This window comes from Paenibacillus sp. P46E, assembly GCF_001909095.1.
Classification (GTDB): Bacteria; Bacillota; Bacilli; order Paenibacillales; family Paenibacillaceae; genus Paenibacillus_AQ; species Paenibacillus_AQ helianthi.
In genome coordinates this window covers 1-16,098 of record NZ_LVYZ01000038.1, presented here as the reverse complement: position 1 = coordinate 16,098, position 16,098 = coordinate 1, and the positions used below count along the sequence as shown (strand labels likewise).

The window sequence follows — 16,098 nt, the reverse complement described above, 5'->3', positions numbered from 1 at the left end:
GCATTAAAAATAAATCCCGGATGAAAATGCGGCAAGGTGTCCGTATACATAATGAACGGACACCTTGAACGTTAGCTACGTTTAACCATACGTGTCCCCAATACATCAAACAGGCGGCCTAATAATTTTTTGTATGGCCCCAGTGATACAGGATAATAATAGCCAGACTCAAACCAGCCTTTCTCCTCGTAGTGCCGATAATCACGGTACTGGGGATTCAGCATGCTTTTTATACTTGTTCGGGCCATTCGAAATAACAGCAGACGGAACAAAGAAGGAACAGGAATGGCAGTACGCATGAGTTCCTTGTGAAACCTGGCTGCAGCGTTCTTCAATTTGCGGGAGTTTCTTGCCTCTACAATTGCTGTGGTTGGCTCTAATGCGTTCAATACACAACCCTTGGCGACTTGAAAGCCGTAGTATCCTCCCATATCGTCAAGGTATTTCACGATCTTCCCCCCTCCGAGTATTCCTTGTGAGACGATTGCTGTGAATGTCTTGCCAAAAAACTGCGGCCGATGGAATACAAACGAGAGCCGGTCCAGCAAATTCTTCATAGGAGCCGATACCTGAAAGGCATATAACGGAGTCGCAAAAATAACGCCATCGGACGCTTGCATCTTCTCCAACAGCAAATCACGATCATCTTTTAAAGGGCAATGTTCCTCACCTTTGTTAAAACAAAGCTTGCAGCCAAGACAATAGTCCAACCGGTAATTCTTTAAAAACACATACTCAAATTCAATTTCTGCATCATTTGTCAGATACTTTTCAAATTCAAGTACCGCCTTATACGTTGCTTGCTTTCGTGGAGTGCCGAGAAATGCCGTAACTTTTTTCATCGAAGTCCTCCTTTTAGAGTGTATCTTATTATTTCCAGTCATATGAATGAATAATATTATATTCATTCATATTGTAGCACAGATCCATATTTCTGTCTGGTTATAGATTTGTTTCATACCTTATGATTATTATACTTGGCTCACTTTACGGTCTCGCAGATAAAAGGAGATATTGAGTCCAATTGCTGCGATCCCTGTCAATGTCCAGAAGGAGGCATGCAGCCCATGGAGCATACTCTCAGGGAAGTGAATGGAACTATGGCTCATCGAGGCAGTCATTATAGAAATTAACATTACCCCACCCAACGTGGAGAATATATAATATGGAGCAAAACGCCGCCCGGTGTTATGGGCGGCGCTGGTGTAAAGGTGATCCCGTGCATGGAGTACATAAGAAAGCCATAGAAACAGCCCAGTAGATTGCTTTTCTCCAAATTAGTGTGCCAGGAGCCTGCTCAACCAAGTACTGAGAAGTCTGCTAAGTGCGTTCATTCATTAAATGACCCATAATCAGTTATGGTTAACTTTATACTAAAGGTTACCGGTACTTTGCTAAAGGTATCATCCCAATGATCCTTCAGCTTTTTCCATACCTGAGGATGTTCAATACTTAGGCGTTCTCCGAAGCCGGCAACCTCCACCTTGTAAGTGGACTGCATCTGTTGCATCAAATGGTTAAGCATGACTCTCAATCTATTTTCAAAAAGCTTCTCCCTCTCTTTAAGGGAGCCTATTTTTGTAGAGCGCTGCTCGGGGTCCCAATTTTCAATTAAGCGTCCATCCGATTCTATATTCACGTGAAATGAGACCTTGTTGTCTTCCGTGATTTTAGCAGTTATTTTACTTTTTGCGGACTTGATTTCATAGGTTATGGTTTCATGGTTATTATTGTACGTCTTGATCGTTCCTCCTCTGATATCTCCTTTGATCCAGTTGATACTCCTCAAGTCGTCCTGCTCGAATGACCCAATCCATTTGCCGGTTTCCCCCTTGATGATCCCAGCCCCAGACAACTCGATATCTCCTTTGGCTTCTATAATGTTCTGTAGCACAAAGCTTTGTTTAGAGTGCATCCGTGCATCCAGAGTGGATAAGTTGACGGGTTTCATTACTTTGCTGCTTCTAAAGCGGTTGCGGACCATTTCACTGAGATGAAAGGAAGGAATATCATCCTTATCTTTCAATGTAAAAGTATCTGAGGCTCGCCCGGTACTTAAGAAGACAACACAGCTGGGACGGATATCGTTGTCACGAAGCATAAAATCCATCAATTGCTCTATCTTCTGCTGCTCCACAAGCTGTGTAGAAATAACGATTACCTTCAGGTGGTGACCAATGATCGGGCGGTCCAGATGAATCGAGAATTGGCGAAAAATCTCCAGCACAGAGTCGCCCGTTTCCGAGACATTGATATAATGTGTCTTATTTTCGCTATTTGATGATTTGGATGCACCGCCAGCCGATTTTTTGGGCACTATTTGAAGAGTCGCCGTCAGCTTATTCTTCTTAAAATAATCCCCGCCCTCATCCACCAATGTCTGCTCTGTCGAAGATAGTTCCCCAGTATCAAGAGCCACACCGGTATAGAGGCTTAGGTCTTCAATTTCCTTACTGCTCCAACAGCCGGATTGCGTAATCAGGAGCGTTATTGCTAGCAATATAAGGAGAGGATGACGTTTACACATTCTGCTTCAATCCTTTCTTTCGAATGATCAAAACTACCGAAAGCAGCACAGGAAGCAAAATAAACAATATTATTCCCATCCTTCCAATGGCATCACCAACAGCAAATACATCATTCATACGTTTGGGAACCATAGTCGAGAGGAAAATCAACGGCATTAGCCCGAAGATCACAGGGGCAATTTTTAACTTGAACACCTGAGAGATCCCGAGGGAAGCATTGAAGAAAAAACTGCAGAAGTTACAAAACATTTGCATCATCCAAATCACCAATAGCGGAAACTCGAATCGTTCAAAAAAGAATCCGGAGATCTCAAAGCTGCGGACTAAATCAATCGTAGGCCAAGTGCTCGTAGTCACAGAATCTATTGACAGGCCTCCTACAACAACAATCACAGTCAGCAGGTATAAGACCATAGGAATGCCAATTCCCGCTAACATGGATTTAACCGCATGCTGGGGATGCTGCATGAAGGCTGTAATCGTCATCACTACCTCACATCCCGTATAGACGAGAACAGTGGATTTCAGTCCCTTAATGACAGGCATAAGACCTTCACTCAGTACAGGACGCAGATGGTTAATGTCAAATATTCTTATGCTAAGGATATAGCATAAAATCAAGATAAAAAGGCTTATGGGGAAAATGATTTGATAGACTCTGGCGATGGAATTAATGCCTCCAAACACCAGATAGGCCCCCACCCAGATAAATGGAATGACGATGGCCCAAACGGGAGTTCCTTCAAGTAGAAAAAACATCGTAATTTCAGCCAATACCCGAATTTCAAATCCGGCAATGATAATAAAGTAAATAATGAGCAGCGAGCTTAAAAAACCTCCTGGTAATGTCCCTACAATTCCTTTTGAGTATTGATAAACGGTTTTCCCTGGAAACTGCTGGCTTAATTTCACCATAACGAAAATAACCAACATTACAATTAGCCCGCCCAGCAGTACGGACATCCAGGAGTCCGGAGTTTTGGCTGATTGCGTCACACTTCTGGGCAGAGTCAGAATACCCGCCCCCAGTACCGTATTCGTCAAGAATAACGATGCCTGACCCGATGTGATTTTATCATTAGAGCGTACAAACATTTCTCGCCCACCTTCCTTTCACTTCCTAGGATCTGCGCTTTTTCTTTTGTGTTTTCATCATTTCAGGTCTTCGTTTCATCAGTGACAGAGGTGCGCGGACGTAGAGATCCTTCCAGTCACTAAAGCGTATGGGAGCGAAAGGAGTAACATAAGGTACTCCAAAGCTCTTTAATTTACTGAGATGAATGATGATCAGCAGAAAAAACAATATCGTTCCAAACATCCCGAGTACGGATGCAAACAGCATGCCAACAAAACGCAAAATGCGGAGTGTTATGCCCGTACTGTACATCGGTACTGAAAAGGAAGAGATCGCTGTCACCGCCACGACGATAACCAGGAATGGACTAACAATCCCGGCCGCCACAGCGGCATCGCCAATAATCAAGCCCCCTACGATGCCCATTGCTGGTCCAATGGGTTTGGGCAGCCGAATCCCTGCTTCACGTAATATCTCAATGGACACTTCAAGGATCATAACTTCTATAACAGATGGAAATGGAACGCCTTGACGGGTCTGAATGATGGTTATCGCCAGCTGAGTAGGGATTAATCCGGGATGGAACGAGATAAAAGAAATGTACAATGCTGGAGTCAGCAACGCCAAAAAGGCTGTGAAAAACCTCAGGATCCGATACATGGTTCCCGGAAGCCACCGCTCATAATAATCCTCTGGGGATTGCAGCAGCATACTAAAGGTCACAGGAACGATGAGTGCAAACGGGGTGCCGTCCAGCAGTATTGCTATTCTTCCTTCCAGCAGAGAGTTAATCACCCGGTCGGGGCGTTCCGTATTCTGAGTCTGTTGAAAAGGGCTCAGATAATTATCTTCAATCAGCTGCTCCACAAACCCGGATTCAGCGATAAAATCCATATCAATTTTTGAAATCCGGTTCTTAACCTCCTGAAGCAGCTCCGGATTTACAATATCGTTAATATAGGCAATGACCAGCTTTCTTTTAATGCGGGTTCCAACCTCATAGAGCTTCATCTCCAGATTTTTATTAAGACCTTGGCGGCGCAGCATGGAGGTATTCTCGCTTAGGACCTCCGAAAATGAAATTCGCGGCCCGCGAAGCAATCCTTCTGAGACTGGTTCTGTAATCGCCCGGATGGAGCCGCTTGGCAATCCCACTAACAGCGCTGTGGACATCCCTTCTACGATTAATGCTGTATAGCCAAACAGAATCTTCTCCTGGAGCTTTTCCAATTCATTGATTTCACTAAGCTCCGTAAGCGGAAGGATTTTTTCTTTGATACTGGATAAGGTTATAGCCTCACTATCAACTTTGAGGTCCTGCATCAAAATCTGCAGCACTTGTTTGTTGATCAACCCTTCATCCTGCATGCCATCTATGAAGATAAGCACAGCCCGTACATTAAACCCATACACCATAAACTCACGAAAATGCACATCACTGTTTTCGCCTATGGCTTGTTTTATGGACACAAGATCAGCATCATAATTCCCGCTAAGCTGTGGACCGGTTTGAGTAGCCATTTTCTCAGGAGAAGCAGGAGCTGAAGCTTTTCCCGCTTTCGAGGCCCTTCCGCTCCCTACAACGGAATACAGAGAATGGTATAGATAATAAATTCCTAAAGGACACACTAGCGTAATTGCAGCCTGCATAAATATTATCCAATCAGGAATAAAAGAAACGATAGTTGACCACATCCTGATCATCCTTAACTGTAGTTTTTTAGAAATAACACTCCGTGATGAAATCTGCAGTTTCCAGTTGAGAGGCTATAACCTAAAGTGTGCCAAAATAAAGATTTCTTTAGTCACAGTTAATAAAACTCACCTAAGGTAAAACTATCCATCATTGTTAAAGGATGTTCCTATACTAAAAACTCCTGCCAGGGACTACTTCTCTGGCAGGAGTCTGTTATTCGAAATGAAGGATCTGCATCTGTTTTCTGAAGTCCGTAGGTGTAAGCCCGGCATTCTTCTTGAACTGCTTCGAGAAGTAGAACAGGTCACTGAAGCCGAGATGCACGGCAATTTCACTGATCGTGCTGGTTGTAGCTGTGAGCAGTTCCTTGGCTTTTTCAATCTTTTTTCGCGTGATGTATTGTATGGGAGGCACACCCAACTGCTTTTTGAATAAGCGGATAAAGGAATTGGGGTGCATATGCGCAATCTCGGCAAGCTCATGTACCGTTATATTTTGTTCAATATTGGTTTCAATGTGGTTCAGGATGTTGGTTAGCTTTTCAACGGTGGTTAAATTCTTCAATGTGATTTCATTTAGGTCCAGCTTGCTGAGGTAATAGGCAAATAGCTCCATTAGCTTGCTCTTGGCAAGCAGCTGGGCGTAAATCTCACTCGACTTAGCGTAGAATACAATGCTGGTGAACATTTCTTTGACTATTTCGCGGTCTACGGAGCTGCATATATGACTCAGCTCCAGTATTTTAAACAGATTCATATCTCCTGCCTTCACACTGAAGTGGCACCAATATTTGTGGAAGGGCTGACTACTGATACAAGAATAGGATTGCTTCACTCCCTCCGGCATCAAATAAAGCTCACCAGGCTGGGGATAGTACTCCTGCTCCCCGATCTTCAGCCATCCCTCGCCTTCGCAAATGAAATAAAACTTGCTATAGTCAGGGGTGTAGTCCAAATCCTTCCAATCCGTACTGCACAGATTATAATCCGCCATAATTAAATCAATCTTCAGGTTAGATATGTAGCTGGTGAGCAGCATGTGGTTATCCATAATAAACCGCCTTAGAGGGTTATTTTTGTACATCAACAAGTTAATCGTCTACATACCTATTCTCTCCAACCCCCGCTACAATGAAAGCGGTACTAGAAATTCGAGAGGATGGAAACAATAATGGACAAAGCCAGCTACTTAAAGGTGATCAATGATACGATCGGGTGTGGCAGATTCAAGGATAATTGGGAATCGTTAAGTGAGTTCCGGGTTCCTTTGTGGTATGAGCAGGCAAAATTCGGAATATTCATTCATTGGGGTCTCTATTCTATTCCTGCGTTTGGCAGCGAGTGGTACTCCCGCAATATGTACATTCAGGGCTCTCCGGAATATGAGCATCATCTGGCTGTATATGGCAAGCATGCAGATTTCGGTTATAAGGATTTTATTCCATTATTTACAGCGGAGCACTTCGATGCGGCCGAATGGGCAATGCTTTTCAAGCAGTCAGGAGCCAAATACATTATGCCAGTTGCAGAGCATCATGATGGTTTCCAGATGTATAAAAGCGTTTTCTCTCATTATAACACGTACGAATTGGGGCCAAAACGTGATCTTCTGGGTGAAATGAAGACTGCCTTTGCCGATCAGAATCTGGAGCTGTGCGTGTCTTCACACCGTGCAGAGCACTGGTTCTTCATGTCTCATGGCAAAAAATTCGCATCCGATATTCATGAACCGCTTAATCCTGGAGATTTCTACTGGCCGGCAATGCCTGAACCGGAGCATCAGGACTTATATGGTTCCCCACCGACAGAGGAATATCTGGAGGACTGGCTGATCCGCTGCTGTGAGCTGGTCGATCAGTATCAGCCTAAGGTGTTTTATTTTGACTGGTGGATTCAAACCGCTGCCTTTAAGCCTTATCTCAAGAAATTCGCCGCTTATTATTACAACAAAGGTGAAGAATGGGGATTTCCGGTGGCGATCAATTATAAGCATGATGCCTTTATGTTCGGTACTGGCGTTCCTGATGTGGAGCGGGGCCAATTCGCCGGGCTGAAGCCCTATTTCTGGCAGACGGACACCGCCGTGGCTAAGAATTCATGGTGCTACACCGAAAATAATGATTACAAATCCGCTGTAGAGATTATCAGAGATCTGGTCGATATTGTCAGTAAAAACGGAAATCTGCTGCTGAACATTGGCCCTAAGGCGGATGGCTCCATTCCCGGGGAGGACAAAAATATTCTTCTGGAGATTGGGGAGTGGCTCAAAGTCAACGGCGAAGCCATCTATGATACGACTTACTGGCGCACTTTCGGTGAAGGACCGACAGAGATCCAGGAAGGCCAATTTACAGATGGACAGACCAAACTGTTTACAAGCAGGGATATCCGGTTTACGGTTAAAGGCTCTGTTCTATATGCCACCGTTCTTGTGTATCCTGAACAAGGTATAGTCCACATTGAGTCGCTTAAAGAGAAATCCCATCATTTCCAGGGAATCATCAAGAATATCAGCATATTGGGGTGCGATGAGAAACCCGCCTGGCGGAGAACGGAAGAAGCCCTTATCCTAACAACAACTGCTGTTGCAAGCAACGCACCGGTTGTTTTTAAGATTGAGCTTGATTAGTAAAAATTTTATGGTTTCTAATTAACACTTGCTATATAAAAGTAATGTGCTATAATAAAAATATGTTAAGTTACACAGCAGATTGAGAATCAAATACAACGACTTAGGAGGAAAATTAAATGACAACCTTAAACATCGGAATTATTCTGGGCAGCACCCGTCAAGGACGCGTGAGCCCGCAGGTAGGCGAATGGGTAAAGGGTATTGCGGATGCACGCGGAGATGCAAAGTATGAAATCGTAGATATTGCCGACTATAAATTGCCTCTCCTTGGAGAATCGGATGACTATGCTCCTGCACAGGCTTGGGCGGCAAAACTGGCTACTCTCGATGGTTTCGTATTCATTGCACAGGAATATAACCATAGCCTTACGGGAGCACTCAAGAATGCACTGGATTCCGCCCGTGAAGAATGGAACAATAAGGCAGCGGGCATCGTCAGCTACGGCTCTGCTGGAGGCGTTCGTGCAGCCGAGCACCTGCGCGGAATTCTTGGCGAATTGATGGTCGCCGATGTGCGTGTACATCCACTATTATCCCTGTTCACCGACTTCGAGAACGGTTCTGTCTTCAAGCCGGCTGCCCTCCACACACCTAACGTAAATGCTATGCTGGATCAAGTACTCGCATGGAGCGGTGCCTTAAAGACCTTGCGTTCATAAATAAAGCTAGCTAAGACCCATAAAGCCACTTCAGATGTTGAAGTGGCTTTTACTATGACCCGGGACAGCGCCATGAATGGCAAGTGGATGTTGTGATTAATGTAGCCCGCTTTGCTCTTGTACTGTATGAATTGCCCCTTTCGAAGAGGCCGCATCATCAGCGGAACCATGACCCGGTCCGAGCAGATTCAAGACAACCACTCCAATGACGATAAAGGCAATGCCCACAACACTTGCTGTATTAATCTTTTCCTTCCAAATAACTACCGAAATAATCACTGTTATTACTGTGCCAAGCCCCGACCAGATCGCGTAGGCAGTATTAAGCGGAATTGTCTTCAGCGATATCGACAGGAAGTAGAACGAACACACGAAAGCAACAACCGTCACAATGGACGGATACAGCCGGGTAAAACCTTGAGAAGCCTTCAGCATCGAGGTTCCGAGCAGCTCACTGGAAATGGATAAGGCCAATAACAAATAAGCCATCATTTCACCTCCTTCACAGAGAGTAGTAATTCGTTTCGGACCTGCTCCTTCAATTCCTCGTTAGGGGGAGCAAGACCAAACATTTCGGCAAACCACAAGCCGTCAGCCGCAAGTCTGGCGATGGTCGATTTTACAGGATCAATCCCGTCATTCTCAATGTTGTGCTGCCACTGTACATATGCAGAGCGGATACTATTCAAAGATTCAGGATTGAAAAAGAGCGCGGAAGCCAGCACCGGACCCATTTCATTACCGACACCAATATCATCTAAGGTAGATTCGAGATAAGCCCTGCTCCATCTCCCTCTCCCTTCCGTATCCCGCTCAATCCTTCTGCTGATATCAGCTTCAAAGGTCTTCGTCATCTCCTCCACTACACCGAGCACCAGCGCTTCTTTACTGGGAAAATGGTACAACAGGCCACCTTTGCTGACGCCCGCCTTCTTGGCAACCAAATCCAGAGTCAATTGCTCTCCCCCCAGTTCCTTCATCACTGCTGCGGCAGCAAGTAAAATTAGTTTTCGTTTGGGGATTTTCTCTTTCTCTTGAGCTTGCGGATCCATACTCATCACCGTCCTGAAATAACTATACCGTCTGGACGGTTTAGTTGTCAAATAAGCTAACCGTACAATAATCTCCCATCAAAACAGTCGTTGATATCCGTATCCGTCCCGGAAAGCTTATGGTTCTCAAGCTGAATCCAGCCGGTTGTGCCGTCAGCCATCTTGATCTTCCCATACTTCTTAGTATCACCGCCCAGAAAATAAACCGTCTCTCCCGGCTCTACCCATTTGAGGATGTCCTGCTTCCCGGAGGTTTTGTATATAGGAAACCGTACTTTGGCTACCCAGGGAGTTGGCGGCTCCATTGGATAAAAATCTGCAGGAGCTTCTTTCCACAAGTGATTGCGGTCCAACTTAAAATCTTCAAGATAAAACCAGCACTGAAAATCATAAGCCTGTCTCGGAGACACTGCGGTTCCCTGGCCATCCATGGCTTGCGCGTTACCAGTAAACCCGCCCAGCTTCCCCATGCTTATCAGCCTTATTCCGTTGTAATAATAGTAATATGTAGTACGCTGCGCACTCTCATTGGTATCCTCCAAGGCGAGTTCAAAATACGGGTCTTGGATATTGGCATCTACGATCTTGAAATGAGGGATGGAATTATTAGACAGAGAAATCTTCGCTGTAGTATCATTCACCATCAGAATCCATTCGTCATCTACCTCGAAGTGTTTGCTTAACGTCATATGGATATGGTCAAGAGCTCCGTCACCGTTCATGTCCACATGGACATTTTGAAGTTCGAATGAATCTTTCTCCTGCCGATATCCCAGAAAGTGATAATCCACATCCCATTGTCTTTCCAGCTTGTTTGCCGAAATCAACTTTTCGTATTTCTGAATCCGCTTGATATTTTGGCTCTCGATTTCCGTTAAACTACCCTTATATTTGCTATCCGCCTTGTACCAGCGTTTGCCCGCAAAGAAGGTATTCAGGTCAGCCCGTTCAAACACCAATCCATGCCGGGCAAAAATCTCATTCCGGGCCAGCTCAAGTATTCTGCTGTCGATGTTGCTGAGGTTGTCTTCCGTCAATAACGTTGTGCTGCTTTCCCGAAACACATAATCTCTGCCCTTGTAAGCTTCTTTATCTTTGCTTTGAACGTTATTCGTATTTTGCTGCACATCCGGCGACTTAACGGGCTGTGCGGCTTTTTGTGTATCGCATCCGACAATTTGTAGCGGTATTGATGCTATCAGTAATAACAGTTGAAGTTTACGACGATTCAATATAGCATCCTCCATTCATGTAGCGGCAGAACTTGGATATTCTCCAGTTAGTTATACCAACAAGGTAGCATTTCACCTGCAGACTGTCAGTGACTTTACAACCGGATTTAAAGATTTTCCGATAGATACGTGATAAGATAAAGGGATGATATTTATAGGTAAGGAGTGACAGAGATGAACCAGCTTGTATTTTTTCTGGGACCGGCGGGTGCCGGCAAAACAACCTTGGCCAAAGCAGTCGCATCGCGCCGTAAAGCTGTAGTTCTGGACATGGATATTCTGCTCCGGCCTGCTGCGGATGCAATCATGAGCATGCACGGTCTGGACCCCGACGACCGGGATTCAGCGGAGTATAAAAGGTTATGCCGGGATCTGGGCTACCGGATCACCATGAATGCTGCGCTCGATAATATGGGACTGGAAGCTGATGTATTTGTGGTAGGCCCATTTACCAAGGAGGCTGAAGAGCCTGGGTGGATAAATAGTGAGCTGGCCCGGATCGGCCGTACCCTTGAGGAAATCGAAGTAAGGGTAGTCCTGGTAAGCCTGGGTGACCCTGAATTGTACCGGGCACGGATTGAAGACAGGCACTCACCGCTTGATGATTGGAAGTTCCGGAATTGGGAGATGTTCAGCACATCATTGGGAAGCCGAACGGTTGCCTGGCCGCTTCCGGCGGAAAATATCTTGCAGATTGATAATTCGAATCCGGATGTTCAAGGTGCAGTCAACGCAGTCGAAACGTTTATATTCGGTTTGGCTTAATACAACGCCATTATTAATTACTTTGTCTTATACCTAATGCTTATCCCTCAAGCCCATGAAGCTGCTTGAACTCCTCTGGCCTCATGCCGGTGACCCGTTTGAAGACCGCACAGAAGTAGCTGGTATTCTCAAATCCCGCCTGCTCTGCAATCTCATAAATTTTCTTCTCCCTGCCGCTGAACATCAACTGCTTACTGCGGTTAATCCGCTGCTTGTTAATATAAGTTACAGGCCGTTCATGCAGCGTCCGCTGGAACAAACGGCATAAATACTGAGGAGAAATCGAAACTACCTCAGCTAATTCTTTGAGCGGCAGAGTCCGGTGCAGATTCTGTTCGATATGCTGTAGCACCGGCTTGATGCGTTCCAGCTCATCCTGTCCGCCTGCCGGTGCCGACAACTGTGCTTTGAGATCAAGCATCAATGCATACATTAGCTTGGAACGCTCCATATTAACATCGAGACTGTTGCCATGGGACAACTCCAGCATTTTTTGCAGAGGATTCAGCAGTGAGAGTTCATTCAGCCGTCCCGGACCCGATTCCCGGATTCCGGCATACGTTAGAAGCCTTCCCGCCTCTCTTCCATTAAACGATACCCAGGACAGTCTCCATTCAGCGCTGATTGGCGCATAGGCATGGGCAACATGCGGGAACAGAAAGAAAACATCCCCCGGCTCCACAATGTAGCGTCTATCCTTTAGAAACAGTTCCCCTTTGCCTTCAAGAACCTGATGCAGCTGATAGTCCGGGAACCCCGAGGGCCGTTCCATTTCCGGTTGATGCTCCCAGAATCCGATAGTTGTCGCATACAGCGGCAGTGCCTCGATTTCTTCTGTTTCACAAAAGATCAATGTGCTCTCCATGTCAGTTCTCCTGTTTCATATTGTGGTATAGAAGTGAATATTCTTTTATATCTCTTGGAGTATTAGAATTTTATAATATGAATATAATAATATAAGGAGATGTTAATGTGCGCAACAAATATACCTATGAACCCCCTGCAAATGGATACCCGGAATGGAATAACAACCCGGAGATTTTTCAGCTGAACCGCCTGGATGCACATGCCTCCATGATCTCATATCCAAGTATCCCCGAAGCGCTCAAGGGTGAACGGGCAGCTTCGCCTAATTATCACCTGCTGAACGGAAACTGGAAGTTTGCTTTTGCAGAGACGCCTGAGAAGCGCATCAAAGACTTTTATTCAACAGATTATGACAGCAGCAGCTGGGCCGAGATCCCCGTCCCTTCCCATTGGCAGTTTCAGGGTTATGACTACCCTCAATATACGAATGTCCGTTATCCGTGGGTGGTATCCGAGCCGGATTTGAAGCCTCCTTTTGCCCCAACAAAGTACAATCCTGTAGGCTCCTACATCCGTACCTTTACAGTGCCGGAGGATTGGGCGGGCCAGCCGGTGTATATCAGCTTCCAGGGCGTTGAGTCTGCCTTTTACGTGTGGGTCAATGGTGAGCTCGCAGGTTATGGGGAAGATACCTTTACACCTTCTGAATACGACATTACAGCCTATCTGCATGAAGGGGAGAATACGCTGGCGGTTGAAGTCTACCGCTGGTGTGATGCCAGCTGGCTGGAGGATCAGGATTTCTGGCGGCTCAGCGGTATTTTCCGTGATGTCTATCTGTATACGGCCCCTCCTGTTCACATTGCTGACTTTTTCGTGCACACCGACTTGGATGAGCAATACGCCAATGCGGAACTCAGCGTGGATGTGAAGGTAGAGAATTATTTTAATACAGATTCAGGTACCTTTACGGTTGAAATGCAGCTGTACGACGGCTCTTGCAAGAACGTGTGGGCCGCTCCTGTATCTGCAGGTGTTTCCTTTGGAGATGGTGAATTGCAGCAGCTGAAGCTTGGGGCAGCAGTAGTCGGACCTGATAAATGGAGCGCCGAAAAGCCGAATCTGTATACTCTTGTCCTCTCTTTGAAGAATGAACAGGGTGAATTGCAGGAAGCGGTCAGCACCAAAGTAGGCTTCCGCACCTTCGAAATTAAGGACGGCCTGATGAAGATTAACGGAAAACGGATCGTCTTCAAGGGTACGAACCGCCATGAGTTCTCCTGTGAGACCGGACGCGCACTCGGCAAAGAAGATATGATCCGTGATATTGAGCTGATGAAGGCTCATAATATCAATGCTGTTCGAACCTCGCATTATCCGAATCAGTCGATCTGGTATGAGCTGTGTGATGAATATGGACTCTACGTGATCGATGAGACAAACCTGGAGACGCACGGTTCCTGGCAATATGGTCAAAAAGAGCTGAATGACGGCAACGTTCCTGCCAGCAGACCCGAATGGCGCGCCAATGTGCTTGACCGCTGTAATTCCATGATGCAAAGAGACAAGAATCATCCATCCGTGATCATCTGGTCACTCGGGAATGAGTCCTTCGGAGGCGATAACTTTATCGCGATGCATGATTATCTGCGTGAAGCGGATCCAAGCCGGATCGTTCATTATGAAGGCATCTTCCATTACCGGCCGTCGGACGCGGCAAGCGATATTGAATCCACAATGTACATCAAACCGCGGGAAGTTGTGGATTATGCGAAGAATGATCCGAAAAAGCCTTACATCCTCTGCGAATACAGCCATGCGATGGGTAACTCCTGCGGAGGTCTGCATTTATACACAGAGCTATTCGATCAATATGATATCATTCAGGGCGGATTCATCTGGGATTGGGTTGATCAGGCTATCCGCACGACTACTGCCGACGGTATTTCCTATCTGGCATATGGCGGGGATTTTGGAGAAACGCCTCATGACGGTAATTTCAGCGGTAATGGGCTGCTCTTCGCTGACCGTACCGTTACTCCTAAACTGCTTGAGGTTAAAAAGTGCTATCAGAATTTGAAAATAACCGCTGCGGATCTGGCTCAAGGCCGTTTTGAAATCCGCAACAACTACCTGTTCACGAACATCGCTGAGTATGAGCTGAAATGGACAGTAGCCTTGGGTGGTGCAGTTGTTCAGGAAGGTGTAATGCAGATCTCTGCTGAACCAGGGGAAACGGCCGAATGCACCATTCCTTACGACCAGAGCACATTTGTGAACGATCAAGAAGCAGTATTGACTCTGTCCTTCACGCAGCCTGCCGCTACAGCATGGTCTGAAGCAGGACATGAGATTGCCTGGGAACAATTTATATTGTCACCGCATCTCGAAGTAAGCCCCTCCGTGTATGCTTCGACTGCTGGAAGTACACTGCGCATCACGGAACAGACGGATCAGCTTGCCGTTCAGGGAGACAGCTTTGCTCTGGCCTTCAATTCTACAACAGGTGACCTGTTCTCCTATACTTCTTCCGGCAAGGAACGCTTGCTTGCGCCGGTAAGACCGAATTTCTGGAGAGCGGTAACGGACAACGATCTCGGTAATGGACTCGATAAACGCTGTGCGGTATGGAAGGATGTCTCCTATAACAGAACACTTACCGGCTTTTCTTATTCCGCAGATAACAGTCTGTGCACAGTGACAGTGAACTACCTGCTGGGTACTGAGCCCGCTTCCACCTTGTTGCTGCAATATAAGATTACACCGGACGGAACGGTGGACATTTCACAAGAGCTGAATCCAGGAAGCGATACATTGCCGGAAATCCCCGAATTCGGATTGCTCTTTGAACTGAACGGGGAGCTGGATACGATCTCCTGGTACGGCAAAGGCCCGCATGAGAACTACTGGGACCGCCAGACAGGTGCCAAGCTGGGACGTTACACAGGGAAGGTAAAAGATCAGTTCGTTAATTACCTGAAACCCCAGGAATGCGGCAACAAAACTGGAGTTCGCTTTGCTTCTCTTACGGAGAGTGCAACCGGCAATGGATTTCATGTGGAGAGCACCTTGCCGATGGAAATCAATGCACTCCCTTGGACGCCTGAAGAGCTGGAAGCCAGCGATCATACCTACAAATTGGCTCCTTCCACCAAAAGCGTACTGCGAGTCAATTACAAACAAATGGGTGTCGGCGGTGATGACAGCTGGGGTGCTCCTACACACGATGAGTTCACCCTGCCGGCCAACCGTCCTTACAGCTTCCGCTTCACACTGTCTGTACTTTAATCACTAAGAGATTCATGAAAATGAAAAAGGCGCGTTTCCCTTCATAATGAGGAGGAACGCGCCTTTTATCGGTTCTGTGGATTAACCTTTTGTGCAGATTCAGAGGCGCAATTTCACCACAAATAATAAATTCAATAAAACAGGTAATCCAAATACTGATAGTATTGTGATTGCAGTACGTACTTTTTTATAATCTCTTACTATAAACAATAAAAACTTATACCCTAAAATACCGATCAATCCACCCACACTATTTAAAATGATGTCATCAATATCTGATGCTCCAATGCCAAAAAGCCCCTGAATGGTTTCAATCAATAAACTCACTATGAATATAAATATCAGATTGGTTATTACTTTTTTAT

At 45.9% G+C, this 16,098-nt stretch carries 14 protein-coding genes; 4 read left to right on the top strand and 10 right to left on the bottom strand.

From position 1 onward, the window contains the following. Window positions 1-71: 71 nt before the first annotated feature. The 5 genes from A3849_RS13055 to A3849_RS13035 all read right to left on the bottom strand — a co-directional run bounded on the left by A3849_RS13055 (window position 72) and on the right by A3849_RS13035 (window position 6,349). Window positions 72-842 (bottom strand): NAD(P)H-dependent oxidoreductase, encoded by a 771-nt coding sequence (locus A3849_RS13055; RefSeq protein WP_074111818.1) that lies wholly within the window; start codon window positions 840-842, stop codon window positions 72-74. A gap of 488 nt (window positions 843-1,330) precedes the next feature. Continuing rightward, window positions 1,331-2,527, bottom strand: a complete 1,197-nt coding sequence (locus A3849_RS13050; RefSeq protein WP_074111817.1) for a Ger(x)C family spore germination protein — start codon at window positions 2,525-2,527, stop codon at window positions 1,331-1,333. Further along, the gene (locus tag A3849_RS13045; protein WP_074111816.1) at window positions 2,520-3,623 is read right to left on the bottom strand and encodes a GerAB/ArcD/ProY family transporter; all 1,104 of its coding nucleotides are present in this window, start codon (window positions 3,621-3,623) and stop codon (window positions 2,520-2,522) included. The genes A3849_RS13050 and A3849_RS13045 overlap by 8 nt, the downstream gene beginning before the upstream one ends. Before the next feature lie 25 nt (window positions 3,624-3,648). Next, a complete protein-coding gene (locus A3849_RS13040) occupies window positions 3,649-5,298 on the bottom strand; it encodes a spore germination protein (protein WP_074111815.1) in 1,650 nt (549 codons plus the stop codon). 214 nt (window positions 5,299-5,512) lie between these two features. Further along, window positions 5,513-6,349, bottom strand: a complete 837-nt coding sequence (locus A3849_RS13035; RefSeq protein WP_074111814.1) for an AraC family transcriptional regulator — start codon at window positions 6,347-6,349, stop codon at window positions 5,513-5,515. Between the two features lie 120 nt (window positions 6,350-6,469). On the opposite strand from A3849_RS13035, the gene A3849_RS13030 reads away from it, so the two are divergent. Continuing rightward, window positions 6,470-7,927, top strand: a complete 1,458-nt coding sequence (locus tag A3849_RS13030; protein ID WP_074111813.1) for an alpha-L-fucosidase — start codon at window positions 6,470-6,472, stop codon at window positions 7,925-7,927. Between the two features lie 119 nt (window positions 7,928-8,046). Then, window positions 8,047-8,589 (top strand): NADPH-dependent FMN reductase, encoded by a 543-nt coding sequence (locus A3849_RS13025; RefSeq protein WP_074111812.1) that lies wholly within the window; start codon window positions 8,047-8,049, stop codon window positions 8,587-8,589. Window positions 8,590-8,685: 96 nt separating this feature from the next. Here A3849_RS13025 and A3849_RS13020 read toward each other — a convergent pair whose 3' ends face one another. Genes A3849_RS13020 through A3849_RS13010 form a run of 3 tightly spaced genes read right to left on the bottom strand, consistent with a single transcriptional unit; the run spans window position 8,686 to window position 10,873 of the window. Next, on the bottom strand, window positions 8,686-9,078 hold the full coding sequence (locus A3849_RS13020; protein WP_074111811.1) for a DMT family transporter: 393 nt from the start codon (window positions 9,076-9,078) through the stop codon (window positions 8,686-8,688). Beyond that, the gene (locus tag A3849_RS13015) at window positions 9,078-9,641 is read right to left on the bottom strand and encodes a TetR/AcrR family transcriptional regulator (RefSeq protein WP_074111810.1); all 564 of its coding nucleotides are present in this window, start codon (window positions 9,639-9,641) and stop codon (window positions 9,078-9,080) included. Before A3849_RS13015 ends, A3849_RS13020 begins: the two co-directional genes overlap by 1 nt. Window positions 9,642-9,697: 56 nt before the next feature. Continuing rightward, entirely contained in the window at window positions 9,698-10,873 is a 1,176-nt protein-coding gene (locus tag A3849_RS13010) for a YARHG domain-containing protein (RefSeq protein ID WP_074111809.1), read from the bottom strand. A 174-nt stretch (window positions 10,874-11,047) separates the two neighbouring features. Between A3849_RS13010 and A3849_RS13005 the strand changes: the two genes are divergently transcribed. Beyond that, window positions 11,048-11,638 (top strand): P-loop nucleotide/nucleoside kinase family protein, encoded by a 591-nt coding sequence (locus A3849_RS13005; protein ID WP_074111808.1) that lies wholly within the window; start codon window positions 11,048-11,050, stop codon window positions 11,636-11,638. Window positions 11,639-11,678: 40 nt separating this feature from the next. Here A3849_RS13005 and A3849_RS13000 read toward each other — a convergent pair whose 3' ends face one another. Next, window positions 11,679-12,503, bottom strand: coding sequence for an AraC family transcriptional regulator (locus tag A3849_RS13000; RefSeq protein ID WP_074111807.1), 825 nt, complete (start codon window positions 12,501-12,503; stop codon window positions 11,679-11,681). Between the two features lie 107 nt (window positions 12,504-12,610). On the opposite strand from A3849_RS13000, the gene lacZ reads away from it, so the two are divergent. Continuing rightward, complete coding sequence (lacZ, locus tag A3849_RS12995; protein ID WP_074111806.1) at window positions 12,611-15,733, top strand: beta-galactosidase, LacZ type; 3,123 nt, start codon at window positions 12,611-12,613, stop codon at window positions 15,731-15,733. Between the two features lie 99 nt (window positions 15,734-15,832). Here lacZ and A3849_RS12990 read toward each other — a convergent pair. Further along, window positions 15,833-16,098 (bottom strand): VanZ family protein (locus A3849_RS12990; protein ID WP_143191804.1); only part of this gene is annotated, 266 nt, incomplete at its 5' end.